At 36.2% G+C, this 19,331-nt stretch carries 20 protein-coding genes, 1 pseudogene and 1 riboswitch; of the genes and pseudogenes, 15 read left to right on the top strand and 6 right to left on the bottom strand.

Translation table 11 applies throughout. The features are described 5' to 3' along the window. Positions 1-14 precede the first annotated feature (14 nt). From L8T27_RS20030 to L8T27_RS20045, 4 genes are all read left to right on the top strand, one after another. Positions 15-1,295 (top strand): glycoside hydrolase family 140 protein, encoded by a 1,281-nt coding sequence (locus L8T27_RS20030; RefSeq protein ID WP_237942549.1) that lies wholly within the window; start codon positions 15-17, stop codon positions 1,293-1,295. 28 nt (positions 1,296-1,323) lie between these two features. After that, entirely contained in the window at positions 1,324-2,358 is a 1,035-nt protein-coding gene (locus L8T27_RS20035; RefSeq protein WP_237942550.1) for a Gfo/Idh/MocA family protein, read from the top strand. A gap of 26 nt (positions 2,359-2,384) precedes the next feature. Further along, positions 2,385-3,458, top strand: coding sequence for an ethanolamine utilization protein EutH (eutH, locus tag L8T27_RS20040; RefSeq protein WP_349238816.1), 1,074 nt, complete (start codon positions 2,385-2,387; stop codon positions 3,456-3,458). A 71-nt stretch (positions 3,459-3,529) separates the two neighbouring features. Continuing rightward, positions 3,530-5,395, top strand: coding sequence for a beta-glucoside-specific PTS transporter subunit IIABC (locus tag L8T27_RS20045; RefSeq protein WP_237942554.1), 1,866 nt, complete (start codon positions 3,530-3,532; stop codon positions 5,393-5,395). Between the two features lie 244 nt (positions 5,396-5,639). On the opposite strand, the gene L8T27_RS20050 is transcribed toward L8T27_RS20045, so the two are convergent. From L8T27_RS20050 to L8T27_RS20060, 3 genes are all read right to left on the bottom strand, one after another. Further along, positions 5,640-6,515 (bottom strand): DMT family transporter, encoded by an 876-nt coding sequence (locus tag L8T27_RS20050; protein ID WP_237942556.1) that lies wholly within the window; start codon positions 6,513-6,515, stop codon positions 5,640-5,642. Positions 6,516-6,712: 197 nt separating this feature from the next. Next, positions 6,713-7,573, bottom strand: coding sequence for an HAD family hydrolase (locus tag L8T27_RS20055; protein ID WP_233315402.1), 861 nt, complete (start codon positions 7,571-7,573; stop codon positions 6,713-6,715). Positions 7,574-7,657: 84 nt separating this feature from the next. Then, positions 7,658-8,443 (bottom strand): TrmB family transcriptional regulator, encoded by a 786-nt coding sequence (locus tag L8T27_RS20060; protein WP_233315401.1) that lies wholly within the window; start codon positions 8,441-8,443, stop codon positions 7,658-7,660. Between the two features lie 112 nt (positions 8,444-8,555). On the opposite strand from L8T27_RS20060, the gene L8T27_RS20065 reads away from it, so the two are divergent. Then, positions 8,556-9,317, top strand: coding sequence for a TSUP family transporter (locus L8T27_RS20065; protein ID WP_237944109.1), 762 nt, complete (start codon positions 8,556-8,558; stop codon positions 9,315-9,317). 418 nt (positions 9,318-9,735) lie between these two features. Here the strand turns inward: L8T27_RS20065 and L8T27_RS28775 are convergent, their stop codons facing one another. The 3 genes from L8T27_RS28775 to L8T27_RS20075 all read right to left on the bottom strand — a co-directional run bounded on the left by L8T27_RS28775 (position 9,736) and on the right by L8T27_RS20075 (position 11,446). Then, on the bottom strand, positions 9,736-9,861 hold the full coding sequence (locus L8T27_RS28775; protein WP_282581456.1) for a hypothetical protein: 126 nt from the start codon (positions 9,859-9,861) through the stop codon (positions 9,736-9,738). Positions 9,862-9,964: 103 nt separating this feature from the next. Then, entirely contained in the window at positions 9,965-10,138 is a 174-nt protein-coding gene (locus L8T27_RS20070) for a hypothetical protein (protein WP_237942558.1), read from the bottom strand. A gap of 111 nt (positions 10,139-10,249) precedes the next feature. Beyond that, positions 10,250-11,446: an MFS transporter gene (locus L8T27_RS20075; protein ID WP_237942560.1), complete on the bottom strand. Its 1,197-nt coding sequence runs from the start codon at positions 11,444-11,446 to the stop codon at positions 10,250-10,252. Between the two features lie 55 nt (positions 11,447-11,501). Continuing rightward, positions 11,502-11,601, bottom strand: a riboswitch (purine riboswitch). Positions 11,602-11,748: 147 nt separating this feature from the next. Between L8T27_RS20075 and L8T27_RS28780 the strand changes: the two genes are divergently transcribed. From L8T27_RS28780 to L8T27_RS20115, 10 genes and pseudogenes are all read left to right on the top strand, one after another. Next, positions 11,749-12,246, top strand: a complete 498-nt coding sequence (locus tag L8T27_RS28780; protein WP_282581457.1) for a CBO0543 family protein — start codon at positions 11,749-11,751, stop codon at positions 12,244-12,246. After that, entirely contained in the window at positions 12,236-12,700 is a 465-nt protein-coding gene (locus tag L8T27_RS28785) for a CBO0543 family protein (RefSeq protein ID WP_282581458.1), read from the top strand. Before L8T27_RS28780 ends, L8T27_RS28785 begins: the two co-directional genes overlap by 11 nt. Before the next feature lie 353 nt (positions 12,701-13,053). Beyond that, complete coding sequence (locus tag L8T27_RS20080) at positions 13,054-14,370, top strand: hemolysin family protein (protein ID WP_237942562.1); 1,317 nt, start codon at positions 13,054-13,056, stop codon at positions 14,368-14,370. A 147-nt stretch (positions 14,371-14,517) separates the two neighbouring features. After that, positions 14,518-15,720: a diguanylate cyclase domain-containing protein gene (locus L8T27_RS20085; protein ID WP_237942564.1), complete on the top strand. Its 1,203-nt coding sequence runs from the start codon at positions 14,518-14,520 to the stop codon at positions 15,718-15,720. 80 nt (positions 15,721-15,800) lie between these two features. Next, positions 15,801-16,214, top strand: coding sequence for a GNAT family N-acetyltransferase (locus tag L8T27_RS20090; protein ID WP_237942566.1), 414 nt, complete (start codon positions 15,801-15,803; stop codon positions 16,212-16,214). A gap of 355 nt (positions 16,215-16,569) precedes the next feature. Further along, positions 16,570-17,889, top strand: a complete 1,320-nt coding sequence (locus L8T27_RS20095) for a sensor histidine kinase (protein WP_237942568.1) — start codon at positions 16,570-16,572, stop codon at positions 17,887-17,889. Between the two features lie 148 nt (positions 17,890-18,037). Further along, positions 18,038-18,250: a helix-turn-helix transcriptional regulator gene (locus L8T27_RS20100; protein ID WP_237942570.1), complete on the top strand. Its 213-nt coding sequence runs from the start codon at positions 18,038-18,040 to the stop codon at positions 18,248-18,250. A gap of 2 nt (positions 18,251-18,252) precedes the next feature. Next, positions 18,253-18,663 carry a hypothetical protein gene (locus L8T27_RS20105; RefSeq protein WP_237942572.1) on the top strand — a complete coding sequence of 137 codons (411 nt, stop codon included), beginning with the start codon at positions 18,253-18,255 and terminating at the stop codon, positions 18,661-18,663. 24 nt (positions 18,664-18,687) lie between these two features. Then, positions 18,688-19,074, top strand: a complete 387-nt coding sequence (locus tag L8T27_RS20110) for a hypothetical protein (protein ID WP_237942574.1) — start codon at positions 18,688-18,690, stop codon at positions 19,072-19,074. Positions 19,075-19,195: 121 nt separating this feature from the next. Next, a pseudogene (locus tag L8T27_RS20115) lies at positions 19,196-19,327 on the top strand (transposase); the annotation flags it as partial. Positions 19,328-19,331 lie beyond the last annotated feature (4 nt).

Raw genomic sequence — 19,331 nt, forward strand, 5'->3', positions numbered from 1 at the left:
AGGTTAAGAAAAATATGACCATAAAAATCAATAAACAGGAAAAGATTTTTATAAAAAATAATAAACCATTTTTTTATTTAGCTGACACCGTTTGGAGTGCTTTTACAAATGCAACATTGGAAGAATGGGAGGACTACCTCAGCTACCGTAAAAAGCAAGGGTTTAATGTACTCCAAATCAATATGTTAAGACAGTGGGATGCAAGTGGATCAAATCTGAATCTGCATCCATTTAAACAAATGGAAGATGGCACATATGATTACGGCTCAATGGACATAGAGTATTTTGACCGAGCTGAAGTTATGCTGGAAATGGCAGTCAAACATGGGTTTACCCCAGCACTTGTACTATTATGGTGCAATTATGTACCAGACACTTGGGCAGACATGTTTCAAGCTGATAACAAAATGCCGCTTGAAAATGTTGAGCCATACGTCGAGTATGTAGTGCAAAGATATGCTAAATTCTCACCGATTTATTTAGTTAGCGGTGATTCGAATTTCCCAACAGAGCGATCTATTGCTTACTATGAAAAAGCTTTGGAAACAGTGAAAAGAATCAGTCCTGAAAGTGTAACAACTCTTCATATTCAAGGAAGGCTCAGAGAGATACCGGATGTCTTTACAGAAGGACGTGATTTGGATTTTTATATGTACCAATCAGGACATAATTCTCAATTTCAGCCCACTGCCTATGAAATTGCTGAATATTTGTACGAGAGTTCAGAAGGAAGACCTGTTGTTAACGGGGAGCCATGTTATGAAGAAATCAGCTACAGCCGTAATATATATGGAAGATTTACAAGATTTGATGTCAGAAAAGCTGCTTGGCAAAGCGTGCTTGCAGGCGGAGCTTCGGGAATAACTTATGGAGCACATGGTATTTGGAGCTGGCATAAAAAAGGACAAAGCTTCGGAATCGTTGAAGGGGAAGGGTTTGACACACCATATGATTGGCGAGATGCCTTAAAGTTTGAAGGAGCATGGGATTATTCCTTCTTGAAATACTTAATGGAATTGTATTGTCTGCATGGTTTAAAACCGTTGGATATTATTAAAGACAAATCAAAAGAAATTAGAGCTGCTGGGAATGAAGATACGATTGTAATCTATATGCCTGTTAATACGAAATTGAAGCTTGAGCTTGACAGCAGTGATTATGTATTCACTACTATCGACTTAGTAAATAGAAGATTTAGTCAAACAGAAGTAGTAGCAACAGAAGAGGCGAACACAATAATCCCTTTACACGATTTTACAAACGATGTTTTGATAATAGGAACACGAAACAACTAGAATTATAGAAAGCTAGAGGTGTCTTAAGATGTGGAAAGTTGGAATTATAGGGGCTGGTTATTGGTCTGAAAAGCATGTAAGAGCATGGCAGTCCATTGAAACGGTTCAAATTAACGGATTTTGCGATAAAAATGCGGAACTGTTAAAGGAAAAAGGCGAATTGTTTCATATTCCGAGTGAAAACCTGTATCTGGATATCATTAATATGATGGAAAATGCAGATATAGATGTAATTGATATTGTGACGCCTCCTGAGACGCACTTAGCACTTGTGAAGCTGGCAGCAAAGGCTGGAAAGCATATCATGTGCCAAAAGCCGTTCGCTAATACATTAGAAGAAGCAGAAGAAATGGTGAAAATAGCAAATGAGGCAGGAGTGCGTTTAATGGTTACGGAAAACTGGCGCTGGCTAGAGCCTTTCCAAATTATGAAAAGCATGTTGGCTGAAAACATTGCAGGAATAGTTCAAACAGTGCGCTACATCCATACAGATTGGTATTCACCAAGGTTTTCACCTGAAAAAAACCTGCCTCAGCCATTCTTTCGCGATATGCCAAAGCTGTTATTTTTTGAGATGGGTGTACATTGGTTTGATACGTGGAGATTTTTGTTTGGGGAACCAAAACGCCTCTATGCAGAAACGAAACAAATTAGTCCGTTTATAGAAGGGGAGGATACCGGTTTAATTATGTTAGGCTATGATGACTTCTTCGGCTATATGGATATGAGCTGGGCGACTAGAAGAGATTTAGAAGCCGAAGTGCCAGAACAAGTATTGCCTGATCATAAAGAGCAATTAATTATTGAAGGAGATAAAGCTACCATTAAGCTGTATAACAATGGCAGAATATCTATTATCGATAATAAAGGTGCGGAGAAGACATATATAGAATCAACTGAGCTCAATTATATTGAAAGTCATAAAAATCTGCATGGTCACTTCATTGAATGCTTAAATGAAGGAACAGATTTCCAAACAAGCGGGGAAGATAATTTAAAAACGTTACAGCTTGTATTTGGCACATATGAAAGCAGCCAGAATAAGCAAGTGATTCATTTTTAACATCTGCTATGATCATAAATACATTATTGATGATTATTATTGCTCTGCTGTTTTTTGTAGGAGCTTTAGACTACAGCTTTGGCAATCGTTTCGGCATTGGAGCGAAATTTTATGAAGGTATACAAACAATGGGTTCTTTGGCATTAGTCATGATTGGAATTGTCTCATTAGCCCCGCTGCTGGCTGATGCCCTGATCCCGATTATCACACCGATTTACAGCTTTATCGGTGCAGATCCTGCATCTTTTGCCAATACAATCCTTGCTGTTGACATGGGAGGATATTCATTAGCGCAAGAAATGGCTTTAAATGAACAAGCAGGCCTTTTTTCCTCTGTCTTTCTTGGCACAACCTTTGGCTCAACATTAGTGTTTACTATTCCAGTTGCGCTTGAAATTGTCAGTAAAGACGATTATGAATATTTTTCAAAGGGCATTCTGATTGGAATTGCAGCAATTCCCTTTGGATGCATCGTAGGTGGAGTTGTAGGAGGATTTGATTGGGCAATTATTGTTTATAATCTTATTATTCCTATCGGATTATCTATATTAATCATTATTGGGTTACAGCTCTTTCCGAAACAGACAGTCGTCCTTTTTCGTTTATTTGGAAAAATGATAAGTGTTATTTCTATAATAGGTCTGGCATTTATCGGAATACAAACAATTACTGGCTTTACGATATTGCCTAATTTAGTTCCTTTGTCAGAGTCGATTTTAATTGTCGGTAAGATAGCGATTATTCTTGCGGGGGCTTTTCCGCTCGTCCACATTTTAACAGTTCTGCTAAAGCGGCCGTTGGTCAAGTTAGGAAGAGTATTGTCTGTTGATACTAATACAACAGGTGGAATGATCGCCTCCTTAGCACATAATATTCCGATGTTTATGATGGTCAAAGATATGGAGCCAAAGGGAAAAATCATATCGATTGCTTTTGCGGTAAGTGCTTCTTTTGTTCTGGGAGGGCATTTAGGATTTATCGCCAGCATCAATCAGAAAATGATCGTGCCAATGATAGTTGCAAAATTAGCAGGGGGAATAATCGCTGTTATCATTGCTTGTGTAACTACAAGAAATCCTACGGAAAAAAGAGGGAACTAGAGCAAAATGCTCTTTCCTTCTAAGAAATAAGAAAGCGTATTCAGTGTATTAATATAGGGGAGTGATTACGAATGAACCATAAAAAAACGGCAGAAGAAGTTTTAAAGTCAGTTGGGGGAAAAGATAATGTAAACAGTGTCATACATTGTGTGACACGGCTACGTTTTAAGTTAAAGGATACTAATCTGCCAGATAAAGAGGAAATTAAACAAATAGATGGAGTTATTACAGTAGTGGAAAGCGGAGGACAATTCCAAGTAGTTATTGGAAATGAAGTTCCCCATGTCTATAAAGAAGTGACCGCACATATGGGCGGTGAAGCAGCAGCTTCTGCTCAAAGTGATGAAAAAGAAGAGAAGGGCAATTTGTTTAACCGGTTTGTTGATATGATATCTGGTATTTTTATGCCAGTTGTTGGTGTTATGGCTGCAGTAGGTATATTAAAAGGGCTATTATCTTTATTTACATCACTTGGCTGGCTGACAGACCAAATGGGAACATATAAAGTTCTGTATGCGACATCAGATGCACTATTTTATTTCCTTCCTATTATTTTAGGTTTTTCAGCAGGTAAGAAGTTTAATGGTAATCCTTATTTAGCAGCAGTACTGGGGGCCGTTTTAGTATACCCAACATTTACTACAGCTGTTAATGATGGCACGGGACTCAGCTTTTTGCAGATTCCTATTACATTAATTAACTATACATCTTCTGTATTGCCAATTATTATTGGAGCGTTTATTTTAGCAAAAATAGAACATCTTCTTAAGAAGGTAGTTCATAACTCAATCAGCATGTTTATTGTGCCATTAGTGGCAATTGTTGTTGCATCGCCCCTAGTTTTTCTAGTAGTAGGCCCAATTTCTACAACTATTAGTGACTTTTTAGCAAAAGGGGCAATGAGTGTTTATGATTTAAGTCCGTTAGTTGCCGGATTTATTTTAGCAGGAGTATGGCAAATTCTAATTATTTTTGGATTGCATTGGGCATTTATTCCGATTTTACTAAACAACATTACTGCAAATGGCTTTGATCCAATTAACGGAATGTTATTCTGTACAACATTTGCACAAACCGGTGCAGCGTTTGCTGTTGCACTAAAAACAAAGGACAAGAAATTGAAACCAACAGCAACATCTGCAACAATAGCAGGTATTATGGGTGTAACAGAACCAGTTATTTATGGTGTAACATTGCCAACGAAAACTCCATTTATTTTAGGCTCTATCAGTGCAGCTATCTCAGGGGCTATTGCTGGATCAATGGGATCCACTGTATATGGATTTGCTTTAGGCGGTATTTTTGGAATTCCATTGTTTATTAGTCCTGACGGCATAAATCAAGGCTTTTTCGGATTTTTAATCTCCATCGTCCTTGCATTCGTATTAGCATTTATTCTGACTTATTTATTCGGATATAAAGAAAACAGTAAAGTTAACACTAAGGAACAGCCAGCGGCAGAGCCGAAAGAAAAACAAGAAAAAAACACTATTATTTTTAGTCCATTGAATGGTGAATTAGTACCGCTTTCATCTGTCCCTGACGAAGTATTTGCTGGCGGGTTAATGGGAAAAGGGGCTGCAATAATACCAGCAGCTGGTATCGTCAAGGCACCTTTTGATGGGAAAATAGTTACGGTGATGGCATCCAAGCATGCGATTGGTTTGCAATCAGATACAGGAGCAGAGCTGTTAATCCATGTAGGTATTGATACTGTCAGCTTAGAAGGAAAATACTTTACTTTAAACCTAAAAGAAGGGGATTATTTCAGCAAGGGTGATGTTCTTTTAGAATTCGAAATAGAAAAAATTAAGGAAGCTGGTTTGAATACAATTACACCTATAATTGTTACAAATTCTACTGACTATCGTGAAATTTTAGTTGTAGATAGTCAGTCGGTTATAACAGGTGAGCAGATTATATCTGTAAATAAGTGAGGTATAGATTTTAGGAAGTAACTCTGTAAAAAAAAGCTGTACTTTTTCCTAAGCAGCACTAGGTAATATGATGACCTAACTAGTGAGATTATCCTTTTTGTTGCAAACATCTTGTTCCTTGGAGTAAACATATTTGAATCAGGCTGTCGAGATATCTCTCGATGGCCTGATTTTTTTGTCTGCAATACCGAAAAGAATCCTCTTAGATAATAAAAAACCCCTTCCTATGAAGGGGTTCAACCGACTATTTATCCTCTCTAATTACGAATAAGACACCTATAAGAATTAGGAAGGAGCCAATCCAAAACATAATGCCAATCCTCTCACCAAGCAGAAGCCAGCCTAGTAATGTTCCGACAACTGGTTGGAAAAAGAAGTAGATACCGCCGCTTGAAGCATTCAGCATTTGTAAGCCGCGATTCCATAGCAGAAATCCGCCTGCTGTTGAGATAACTCCTAAATATAAGAGACCTCCCCAAATAGTAGGGTGAGTAAGTTCAGAAAAGTTGATTGCAGACAGACGCGGTAAAACAAACGGCGTCAGCAATACTAGCGCCACCAATGTGGCGTATGTTGTGACAACTATTTGTGAGTAATCACTTGGCACACGTTTTACGAGTACGGACATTAATGCCCATGTTAAGGCGGCAATTACAAGTGATACACCGCCAAGTGTGTTTGACACACTCATATTTCCGATTCCAACAATTAATACCACTCCAACTGTAGCTAAACAAACAGAAATTGCCTTGTTTATAGTCAAGCGTTCTTTAAGAATAAGGCGTGCGAATATAACCATAAAGGCTGGTGTCGAGGATGTAATAATCGCACCCATTTGGGCAGTCGACAGCATAGTACCCGTTTCTTGAGCAACAATGGAAATGGTATTGCCGATTATGCCAATTGCTATAATTAACAGGATATAACGTTTTTCAATTCTCCACTTCTGTTTTGTAAGTAATCCGATTAAAAGAAGTGCAAGAATGGCGACCATATAGCGCATCCATACTAATTCTAGGGGAGGTATAACCGCTACGACCACTTTCACAACAACATACATACCGCCCCAAATACTGGATGCTAATATTAAATATAATGAACCTAATAAGGTGTTTTTCATTTATATATTCCCTCCGATTATTATTCAGGTCAATAAATGCCCTAACGGAGAGATGCAGCCATCACATCCATTAGAAGCAGGAGGATGCTGCTGGTACATCATTTTCAAACAATGGCTTGCAAAACATATTTATCACCTCGGTTAATTTTGTTTAATTATAGCGAACCAATCTATATGAATAAGAACTTCTTAATTTACTAGATTTTCACAGTAGAGAATCTAGTTAAATAATGATGAACGCCATCTTCATCGCAAGTGAATTCTGTTACATCATCAACAATTTGCTTAATTGGCTCAGCTGCATTTTTCATTGCTACTGCAAAGCTGACAAACTCAAACATAGGCAAATCATTATAACTGTCACCGATAGCCAATATATTTTCTTCCGGTAATTCGAAATGAGCTAACATTTGTTTAATTCCTGTTGCTTTGTTAACATTTGCGAACATTAATTCAACATTATGACTGGAAGAGGTGGAAGTAGTAAAATCCATTTCTTGTTTTAATTCATGAAGGACTTCCTTCCATTCATTAATATGCTCCTTTGTTCTGGCAAAGAAATAAAACTTCGAAAACATATCTCCTTCAATCTTATCCTTCCAAGCGATTTCTTCTTTAATTGCTTGTTTGCGTGATAGCCACTCATTAATTTCCACATCGTCTGGTTTTGGATCTCTGATTTCATTTACTACATAATCTTTGTCTTCATTTAAAGTAATGCGAGACGCCCCGTATGGAAAAAGCTCATAATATATTTTATTTTGACGTGCTTTTTCAATCACTGTTTTTACTAAATCTATAGACAAGGAATGTTGAAAGATTGGCTTGTCTCCAATATATCCTGCCATTCCATTTGATGTAATAAAGCCATCTACTTGAAAGCCCTCTGGAACTAAATCTGCTATCTCATCGAAAGCTCTTCCAGTAGCAATAAAAACAAAAATGCCTTGGCTTCGTAGATCATCAATTATTTCTTTTGTTTTCATATTTACTTTATTTACAGAAGTTAAAATGGTACCATCCATGTCTAAAAAGATGGCTTTAGGTTTAAATGACACTTTAATTCCCCCTATAAAAGTTTCTTAGCTGTAAGTGGACTGAATATTTTCATATAACATTATTCTCGTAAGAAGTTTATATTCTTAATTTTTCTTAAAAAAGGCTTGGCGTTCCGTTGTAATCCATTTTTCCAAGTCATCGGAACTGCGCCGTACAAGCCGATTGACAAGAACATCATGCCATACATAATCCTCTAACAAATAAATATGGACAGGGTCATCTGTATAAAAAGCAATGCTGCGCTCCTCAAAAGAAGGACCATAAATCATCTCTTTAGAATCAATCGATAAAATAAACCAATGCTCAGTGGAGGATGTCTCCGTAAAGGACGTAACACGATGTGTTTCTATGTTTTTAAGCGGTTTGTTAACATGTATGGTTATCCCTTTTACTGCCACTCTTTTAGCAGCAGCAGCAAGATAGCCCTCCAATGCTGAATACATATCATCCCACATGGAAATAACGATACGATTTTCTGCTTTATTAATTAATGTCTGACAATAGCTAATGATTGTTTGATAATCCTTTAAAGTAATAACCCGATTGTCGACTTCCTTCGCAGACGTTTCAAGTTCTTTTAATGAATCATTAATTACTTCATAAGTTGATTGCCATTCTGACTTAGCTTTTTGCAGAAAAATCTCAACAGGAAGCGGTGAATAGCGAGCAGCCTCATTAATTTCTTCCTTTAAGACAATCCCTTTTTCCACGAGCGTAGTTAAAACATCATAAATTCTTGCCCTTGGAATACCTGATTCTTTGCTAACTTGATAGGCAGTTACAGGGCCTGATTTTACTAAAGATACATAAGCTTTAGCTTCATATTCATTAAAACCAAGTTTTTTGAGCTGCTGTACAATATCGCTCACTTTTCCACGTCCTCCAATTATACATTTTCTATAGTTTAAACGATACAATAACTGTTTACATTTATCAAATATTTAGTTACTATTTGAATAGTGACTAATAGAGGAGCTGTCGATATTGTTTGATTTAGACCCAACGGTATTAATAATTTTGATTGTGTTTGGTTTTTTTGCTGCATTCATTGATTCAGTTGTCGGCGGAGGAGGCTTGATTGCATTACCAGCCCTTTTATTTACAGGAATGAATCCAGCAGCAGCAGTAGCTACTAATAAACTAGCGTCAACAATGGGCTCCTTAACGAGTACATTGATGTTTTATCGCTCCGGCAAGCTTGATTTAAAATCAGTGTATAAATTATTTCCGCTCACCTTTATTGGTTCGATGTTAGGAGCTTGGTGTGTACACTTAATGGATCCGCAAATGCTTAAACCCTTAATGCTGATAATGCTTGCAGCAGTAGCAGTTTATACAATTTTCAAAAAGGATTGGGGCAGCGTTTCTACCCCGAAAAAATTATCATTTCGCCATATTTTTCTAGCAGCTATTTTTGCAATTGGATTCTACGATGGGTTTTTAGGCCCTGGTACAGGTTCTTTTCTGATCTTTGCTTTTCTGTTGATAGGTTTTGATTTTCTAAAGGCAGCAGGTAATGCAAAGTTTTTGAATTTTGGCAGTAATATTGCTGGCTTGCTAATGTTTATGTTTTTAGGACAAGTGAATTATACATATGGAATAATTATGGGGTTAGCACAGCTTGCAGGAGCTGTCTGCGGCTCAAAATATGCCATAAAAAAAGGCAGCAGTTTTGTTCGCGCGCTGTTTATTACAGTAACCTGTTTATTGTTGGTGAAAAATATCTATGATTATATTAAATAACATTTTGTAGACAATATTAGCTGCCGTTTGGCGGCTTTTTTTGTGTTGGAAATCGAGGTAGATATAATATAATTTATTTAATTCTTTTAAAAAATCCTGATAGTTTCTTGTGAATTTAAAAGTTAAAATAGGAGCTTTGTAGTTTATACGATTAAAAAAGCAACATAATCAGAGTAAGGATAACAGCTTATCCATCATTCTTTCCTTTTCATAGTATATACGGATAAGTATTTACTTTGAAAGGAGAGAAAAATGAGTTTACTGAATTAATTACGAACGGTGGATTCGAAACTGGAAACCTGAATGGCTGGGTTACTGGATCTAATTCGACTACTACCAATGTTAACTCTCATTCAGGAACTTAAGCAGCTTTGTTGCAGCAAGGAACAATTTCTTCTTAGTCAGTTCGTGCCTGCAGCTACTGGTGATACTTTAGAGCTTTTTCTTTCACTTGCGCGCCCCAATAGTCTTCAAGCACCTGCTGTATTAATTCAAATCTTCTTTTTTGGACGGAATTTACAGTTGTTAGGGACTGGTGCTTCAAATTTTATACCTCCAAACAGGCTTCCTAATGCTCAAATAAGCACATGAAAGGAAATATATTAACTACCGGAACAGCCCCGGTAGGAACAACACAGACATATTTGCTACTTAATACCTTTAGAAGGCGCTTCTGATGTTTTAGTTGATGATGTAGCACTGTTATCTGCTACTGTAATAATTGGACCAACTGGTCCAACTGGAGCAACGGGACCAGCAGGAGTAGCCGGTCCGACCGGAGCGACAGGTCCAGCGGGTTCCCCATCTATAGCCGCTATCAATTTTGATCAGCCAACTAAAACGGCAGCAATTCCATTAATAAAGTTCTAATAATAATAATAAAAAACAAGTAAAACACATCTGAAGAATAGTGTCTTACTTGTTTTCTAGAACTAATTAATATTTTCTTCTTGTACGGATGAAATTATAATTGCCTTCGATCTATTTACGGTTTTTCGAGTTAATGAGAAGATTGCACATAATAAGGCAATGATGACAATGACACCGCCAAACCAGGCTGTTTTGGAAACTGTTCCGGTTTGTGTTAGCACAATTCCGCCGAAGGCAGAGCCTAAGGAAATCCCTATTTGTAAGGCTGAATTATTAAAGCTTTGCTGGATGTCAGATGTAGCTGGGTCTGTTTGAATCAAGTAGCTTTGCTGTGGCGGTGCGAGACTCCAGCTTAATGCTGCCCAAACCATCATGATTGGGATAAATACGATAAGTGAGAAAGTTGTAAATGGTAATAAGAAAAGTACTACAGCAAATGCGCTGATAACTACGACAATACTTTTCTGTGCTCCAATAGAGTCTGATAATATTCCACCAAATGCACCGCCGCTAACTGCAGCAAGTCCAAATAATAAATAGCAAAGACTAATCCAATTAGAATTTAGGTGAAGCTCTGTTTCTAAAAATGGTGTGAAATATGCATAAATCGTATAATGGCCTGCTAGCATAAACATAGTAGCAAGATGGGCACTGCCGATTTTTGTACTAGTAACAGCCCGCAATTGTTGAGAAAGTGGGATGGTGCTTTCTCCGGGAACTTTCTCCAGATAAACGGAAATAAGTACAAAGGAACCAATTGATAAAATCGCTATTCCTAAGAATATAATCCGCCAGCCAAATGAATTGGAAATAAGTATACCAAGAGGCACACCCATCACAAGTGATGAACTAATCCCCATGTAAATAAGTCCTAAAGCCTTTGCACGATGTTCGGGAGCGACTACCTTAGCAGCAAGTGTTAAAGACAATACTACAATTAATGCCGTGCTCATTGATGTTAGGATTCGGGCGATCATCATAAAGGTAAAGGTATGACTGAAATATGTCATGATATTTCCGAGAAAGAAAATAAATAAAGACACAAGATATAATTTTTTTCGTTCTATTTTACTGGTTAAAACGAGTAAAACAGGACCAGATACTGCATAAACTAGTGCAAAAACAGATATGAGCTGTCCGGCCGTGCTTAATGAAATATTAAAATCGTCAGCTATTGTCGGCAGTAATCCGCCTAGGATAAGTTCAACAAGTCCAACAGCGACTGTTGATATTGCGAGTATAAAAACCTTTAAATTCATATTAGAGAAAACATCCTTTCTAACTAAATAAAATAAAAAAATCCTGATTACAAAAAATGATTAAATCATTTTCTGTAATCAGGATTTTATGGTTCCTGGTAGAAACCCTTAAGCCATATTCTTAAGGTTATACAGGTTGTTGATATGAAGTTAAATGAGCACTTGTGTAAGTGTACTAGTTCCTAGCTGTTTTTTCAAGTAGTAATTTATGTATAAGTAAAAATGGCAATGAAAATTTATATTTAAGATGATAAATACATAATGTTATCAAACTAAGTTAAAAATATATTTGGTGATCTAAATTGAATTGTGAAAGATGGTTTCTAATCGGTTTAACTATAATTTGTATTTCTGCATTATGGCGATTTATCCCTAAACATAGGTGGAGAGATGCATGGGTTTTGTTTTTATTCTTACAGCTTATAACTTGGCCGGCAGGCTTATTTACAGTGGAGCTAGGGTGGATAGAGTATCCTACTCAGTTATTACCGAATACAAACTCCTATAATAAATCTAGCTTTTCGTTTGAATTTTTCTTTTTTCCAGTCATAGCTATCTTTTTTAGCCTATATTTTCCGCGAAGTAAACATTGGCTAATCATTATATTGTATTATGTTGGAATTTCAGGTTTTTTTACCACAATAGAGGTGCTTTTAGAGAAATTCACAGTATTAGTGAAATATATAAAATGGAACTGGTATTGGACATTTATTACCGTGAATATCGCTCTTTTTTTAAATGATATTGCTTATAAATGGTTTAAAAAAGGTCTAAAACAGGTGCAAATTAATGAAAAATGAACTCATCTTAATCGTCTCGTGGGTAATTTCCATAAGTTTATTACTGCTGTTAATTCCGAAGAAATATCTTAGAGTATCTATCATAGCATTTTTGTTTTCTTCCACGGTTGCATGGGCTTATGAGTATATACAGGTTCTGTTTGGACTATTAGAATTTCCATACAGAGAGTTTGCAAAGGCGACAAAACTAAGTTTTTCTTTGCATTATGCAGTATATCCTACATTTTTTGTTTTTTTTATTGTTTATTATCCGACAGATAAAAGCACTTCAAGAAAATTTTTTCATACATTTCTATTCAATTTGCTTTTAGCAACCTATACTTTTTTATTAAATAAATATAGTTCGCTCATTGAATTTAAGCATTGGAACTTTTTCTTAAGTGTGGGCATTAATTTTTTTATGTTATATATCGTAAGAAGATTTGTATTTTGGTTTAATAAGGGATTACTCTAAATAGTTTTTTTCCTTGCCTTATCCTTTTTTGAATACATTAACGAGAATGAGTTTTTAGGACCAGCCAACTTGAGAGTTCTTTTGTAAGTACATACGATAACGTCAGTATTTTATTAAAATAAGGACAAAACCTTTTCTGTCGCTAGTCATAAAGTTTTCTACTGTATTACCAGCTCCTTCTATATTTTCCTAAGAGAAATTTGTTCTGTCGCTTTTTACTCAAATAGCAAAACTTATGGCTTAAAAATACCTTATAACACACAAATTATATGTCATTACACGAGATAAGTTTGATAAAACGGGTATTAACAATTAATAATAAAACATTCTACTATTGGGTTGGTGACAGTCTATTGGAGAGCATATGGGTTTCAATTCTTATATTATTCATATTAATTATTGCAAATGGAATATTTGCGATGACGGAGATAGCGATTGTTACTTCTAAACAGAACAGACTCGAAAGAATAAAAGAAAGTGGCGATTTACGGGCCGCGTATGCCTTGAAATTAGCGGAAGATCCGAATCAGCTGCTTTCAACTATTCAGATTGGTATAACGTTAATCGGGGTTGTAACTGGTGCCTTTGGAGGAGCAACGATTGCCAGTCAACTAGCTGTTTACGTGGAGAAAATAGAAGTGCTGTCCAGATTCAGTTATGAAATAAGTTTTGTCATCGTTGTTGGTTTATCTACCTATTTATCATTAATTATTGGAGAATTGGTGCCGAAAAGGATAGGGATGGGAAATCCAGAGAAGGTTGCTTGTCTCATCGCTAAACCAATGTTTTACTTTTCTAAAATAGGCAAGCCGATTATTTGGTTTTTAAGTAAATCGACAGAACTAGTGTTACGTCTCTTAAGAATTAAACCTGCTGCTGAACCAGATGTTACGGAAGAAGAAATTACTCAATTAATTGAACAAGGTGTTTACAGCGGAGTGGTTCAAGCGATTGAACAAGATCTTGTAGAACAAATCTTTTATTTAGGAGACAAGCGCCTTGGAGATATCCTAACACCACGTACGCAATTAGTGTGGATTGATTTAGAAGATTCATTTTCAGAAAGTATTCGTGTGATGGAACAGAGTCCTTATTCTAAGTTTCCAGTTGGAAAAGGGAGTCTGGATGACTTTAAGGGGATAATTCATACAAAAGATGTTTTTTCCAAAATGGTTGCAAACCAAGATTTCCAATTAGCTGATTGCATAGAAAATACATTAGTGCTGCCAGAAGCAATGAAAGTGTATCAAGCTCTTGAAAGCTTGAAAAATGCTGGTCAACATGAAGCGATTGTTATTGATGAATACGGCGGAATAGAAGGTTTTGTCACACTTCATGATATTGTGGAGAATATAGTTGGAGATATGCCGGATAGGGAAGATGAAGCGGAGCCTCATATCATTGAACGAACAGAAACTTCCTGGTTGGCAGATGGGCTCGTTTCTATCGATACATTTTTAGAGTATTTCGGGTTAGAGAAAACAGCAACAGATATAGAGAATAAACGGTATAACACCCTTGGCGGATTTATCACCAATAGCTTAGGAATTATACCGAGAGTGAAGGATACAATTCAAATCGAGGATTTAGTGTTGGAAGTAGTCGATATGGATCAATTTAGAGTGGATAAAGTATTGATTTTAAAACAAGAAAAAACAGAGGATATATAAAGAGTGAAGATGACTGTTCGCAGTCATCTTTTTTATCATCAAAAACTAGAAATTTCCTTTGCTTTCATTTGTAAGCAGGAAATATAATAAAAGGATAAGATTTAATATTTTTCAATAGTCCAGATGTCGTTAAAGGTGGATAGTTACATGGAACTGCAAAATAAAATATTAGAGCAACATGGTGTCTTTCAACGTTTTTTTGACTATCATCCAGACGGAATCATTCTTATGGATATGAACGGTCAAATGGTAGACGCAAATGCTGCTGTTTTAAATATATTTGGTTATACAAAAGAAGAGCTGTTAGAAATTCCTTTAAAGCAGCTAATGAATGGCACTGCTGACAATTCTCGGCAAAGATTAGCCATTCCGCATAAACAGGGGCAGCTTCTATATGTAAATTTGACTGTTATACCCCTTATGAGTGAAGGAAAAGAAGTTGGCAAGATGCTTACATTCGAAGATATTACCCAATCCTTGAAACAGAACAGGGGATTATTAAATATACAAGAAATGTTCACACTCATTTCTGAAAAATCCCAAAATATTATATCTTCCTTCTCAAGCGACGGAATGTTTACATACATTTCACCAACTGTGACGGCACTGCTCGGTTATACACCAGAGGAGGTTATTGGACAACCACAGATTAACTTTAATCATCCTGATGATTTTGCCCGGCTGCTTGATACTCAGAATACTTACCATATTGATAAGGATACAGTACGATTTACGGGACGAGTTCTGCATAAGAATGGTGAATATCGCTGGTATGAAACAACAGTTGAAGTTATCCGTGATGAGTCTGGGAATATCCTGCAAAAGATTGGCGTCGGTCGAGATGTGACGGAACGCAAAGAGGCTGAGGAACTAATTTCCCACCTTGCGTATCACGATTCTGTCACAGAACTGCCAAACCGACGATTATTCAAACAAAAAGTCCAAGAGCTGCTTGACGATAGTAAGCAGCAAGTTCATGGGCTGATGTTGATTGATTTGGACGGGTTCAAGTTCGTTAATGATAATTTTGGCCATGAAATAGGTGATCAGCTTCTAATTGAAGTAGCGAACCGACTTTCCGCTGCCATTGGAAATAAGGGATTGGTTGCTCGCTGGGGCGGGGATGAATTTACAGTTATTTGCGCCAATATCGAAAACAAGGCTAATCTCCAATTGCTCATGGAAAACATTAAAAGAGCAATTTCAGCACCATTTATTATTGAGGGCAAACAGCTAAAGATTGGTGCAAGCATCGGTTTATCAATCTCTATAGTGGATGGTGACTCTGTTGAATTACTGATTAAAAAAGCAGATGCGGAGATGTACCGCGCCAAAAATCAACTAAAATGAACAGAATAAGAAACGAGGTTTAGAGGCTGTCACCATATTCTTGCATGACAGCCTTTAATATATTTGGAGGGAGAGATATTATGGAAACTATCATTTCGGCCATACATAAAGAAAAGGCATGGGAGCTTAGGCATAAGGTGATGTGGCCTGAAAAGCATTTTGACTTTATTAAGTTAGCTGATGATGATACAGGAATCCACTATGGGCTTTTTAAAGGAAACGACCTAGTTTCGGTTATTTCTCTGTTTGTTTCAGATGAGGAAGCTCAATTTCGCAAATTTGCCACACTTTCAGAAGAACAAGGCAAGGGATATGGCAGTGCATTATTGCAATATGTACTAATGGAAGCAGAAAAGCTTGGCATAAAGAAAATTTGGTGTAATGCGAGAAAGAATAAAGCGGCTTTTTATCAGAAATTCGGTTTGCTTGAAACAGGCGAAAGCTTTAAAAAAGAAGACAAAGAGTATGTGATTATGGAAAGAGAAATTGGGTAAGCTTTATTTGCATTATGTTCGATAGAAGAGATGGCATTTAGGAGATAATCTTGTTGACATATTACTGGTGCTTATAAATGCCATATGACTAGTACCGCCGCTACTAGATGTTTTTTAAAACTAATAGCTTAATAAAAAAAGCCTAATCCTCCACATTCTCACCTTTCCCAATACTATCCATGTAAGATGGTTTTAAATTCCAATTGGTTATTAATTCCTAGTTATTAAGCTCCTGAATTAAATAAATCTAGCTTCCTAGTACGAAAGGTTTAAGATTGTATGGTAAACTAGGTAAAAATAGTGATATTATATCGTTTTGAGTTAATTTCGACAAAGTACTAAAGAGGATGTAACAATGAAAAATAAAAAATTAAAATCTATCTTTCTTTTATCCATTCTTATAGTAGTAATGTTTATGATTGTTAATATCTTTTCTTCCTACTTTAATATAAAAAAAACAGTGGTAAACTCCGTTGTGAATCAAAATATAGAGGCTGCCAAATCAATTGCTGCCTCAATGGATACAGAAACCTATAAGTTATTTCTAAGAAATCCAGTGAAAAACGATTATTATTATGAAGTGAAGGGTTATTTAGAGGATGCCAGGGAAAAAAACGGTGCACTTCATGTGTATACACTATTAGTTAATAATCCTAATGTATCAAGAGCAATGATTGTCGCCATGTCAGCTGAGGAAAAGGAGGAATTTCCAATCGGGGGTATTTGTACTGTTCCAGAAGAACAAGTTAGAATGGCCTACTTTGGGAAAATTTTTTCCACAAACATTATTTCAGATTCGATCTATGGGGATTATTTAACGGTTGGCGTGCCGATTAAGGATAAGACGGATGAAATTATTGGCTATCTTGGTATTGATATAAGTGCAGACATTGTTAATAATATTAGTGACAAAGCATTAAGAAGCAGTATTTCAAGCTTCGTGTTTAATGGTCTATTTGTTATACTGATGGTTGCCGCTTTTTTTGTTCTGCAAAATTGGTATACAAGAGAATTAAAAAAGGAAGTAGGCGATACAGAGGATACCTATCAAACTGAACTGCAATCATTAGTGTCATCTGTTCAATCCTTACGCCATGATTATTCCAATCATATTCAGGTGGTTCATGGTTTACTGAGACTTGGGCAAACAGATAAGGCCCTTGAATACTTATCCATTCTTGCCAAAGAAATTCATATGATTAAATCTATTGCATTAGATGTTAATAACCCAGGACTTTCGGTTCTGTTGCAAACGAAAAAGCTTGCTGCCCAAAATCATCAAATTCAAATTGAGTTTGAGGTAGTCCAGGATTCATATTCTACTTTAACGACAACGGATTTAATTAAGATTTTATCCAATTTAATAGACAATGCGATTGATGCTACAACAGAATTGCCAGAGCAGAAAAGAAAAATGAAGATTGTGTGTAAAGTCGATGCTAAACACTATATTTTTGAAGTAGCTAACACTGGAAATCCTATTCGGGATAAGGATAAAGACCTTATTTTCAAAAGCGGCTACTCAACAAAAAAAGAACAGCACGGAAAACTGCGAGGACAAGGTCTGTTTATTGTAAAGGAAACTGTAAGCAGGTACGGTGGAGAAATAGCTATTACCTCTGATAATAATCAGACAATCGCAAGAGTCACTATTCCGATAAATAAGGGTAACTAAAATAAAGTTTTTTAGGAAAAACGTCAGATTTTCATCTGGCGTTTTTTTACTTTTCTCCACTAAAGTGTAAAGATGTCTTTACATATCCTAGTTGGTTTGCATATAATAAGTGTAAAGATATCTTTACTTCCGGTGTGGAGGCATGTATATGAAAGTGGTAAACCATATTCGCGAAATTCGTTTGAAAAAAGGGATAACTCAAGTTAAATTAGCGGAGGATTTGCAAATTACTCGACAAACTGTCAATGCAATTGAAAAGAATAAGTACAATCCCAGCCTTGAGTTAGCTTTAAAGTTAATGGAGTATTTTGATGTTCCAATTGAAGTGTTATTTTATTTGGAGAAGACGAAAGGAGAGTAGTTATGAAAAAAAACAAGCTGCTGATAATTGCTTTAGTCTTTATGGTTTGTTGTTTTCTAACAGGCGGATTGTTAGGAGTATATTTAATTAGAGGTGAAACAGGCGGATTTGACTATGACTTAGCTGGTGCTGTCGTAGTTGGTACAGCTATAGGTCTGTTGTTTTATTTCATTGCTGCTAAGTTATCTAAAAAGAGAAATGGTAATGTTCCAGAGGTTGATGAACGCAGTATTATGCTTTTAATGCGTTATTTTATGATAACACTTTATGTTATCTTATTAGGAAGCGGTGCCTCATTAATAGTTGTCTACTTTATGGGTATTCATTTAATTGAAACAGGGCTGCTGATCGTCTGTTTAGGAGGAATCTATTTTGTTGTTATTCTTGGCGCCTTTGTTACAAAAAGACTATAAATTTTATTAGAAAGAGGTAAGTCTGTGATTTTGAAACTTAATGAAGAAACGATAGAAGAAATCAACGAAACACTAAGAAGAACTAATTTTGCCAAAATCGATTTTAAAAATAAAACATACTTTCTTGCAAAAGAAAAGGTTAGAATTCCAAAAGGCTCAAAACCAATGGAGGTATTTGCATATCTTAAAGAAAAAGATGAACTCGTAACGGAGTTTGCTAAGAAGCATGCCGAGGAAACCGAAAGCCGCTTTGTTACGATCGGTCGAAGTGTGAATTTACGAGAAATGGCTGTGCAGGGCTATATGGTATACACTTACTTTTTTCCAGAGCAAGAAGAAGATATCCAGTTTTCAGAAGCGGTGATTGATGTAGCCAACAGTCATTTTTGGGTTGTTTCACTGGCTCCATGATAATAAAAAATAGTATATACTGACAATACCTTTCTACTATCCAGTAGAAGGGTACTTTTTAGTTTTAAATCTATAAATTAATAATAATTAGATTAACAGTATAAGGGGTGACCTCTAAATATTGCGAAAAGAGTTTCCACATCTTCAACACTTGCCTAGTTTATGGACACGGTCCTATTTTGTTTCTACCGCAGGAAACGTATCGAGCGAAACAATCAAGCGTTATGTGGAACAACAAAAAACAAGGGGGTGATTAT

It is taken from the genome of Niallia sp. Man26 (assembly GCF_022049065.2).
Classification (GTDB): Bacteria; Bacillota; Bacilli; order Bacillales; family Cytobacillaceae; genus Niallia.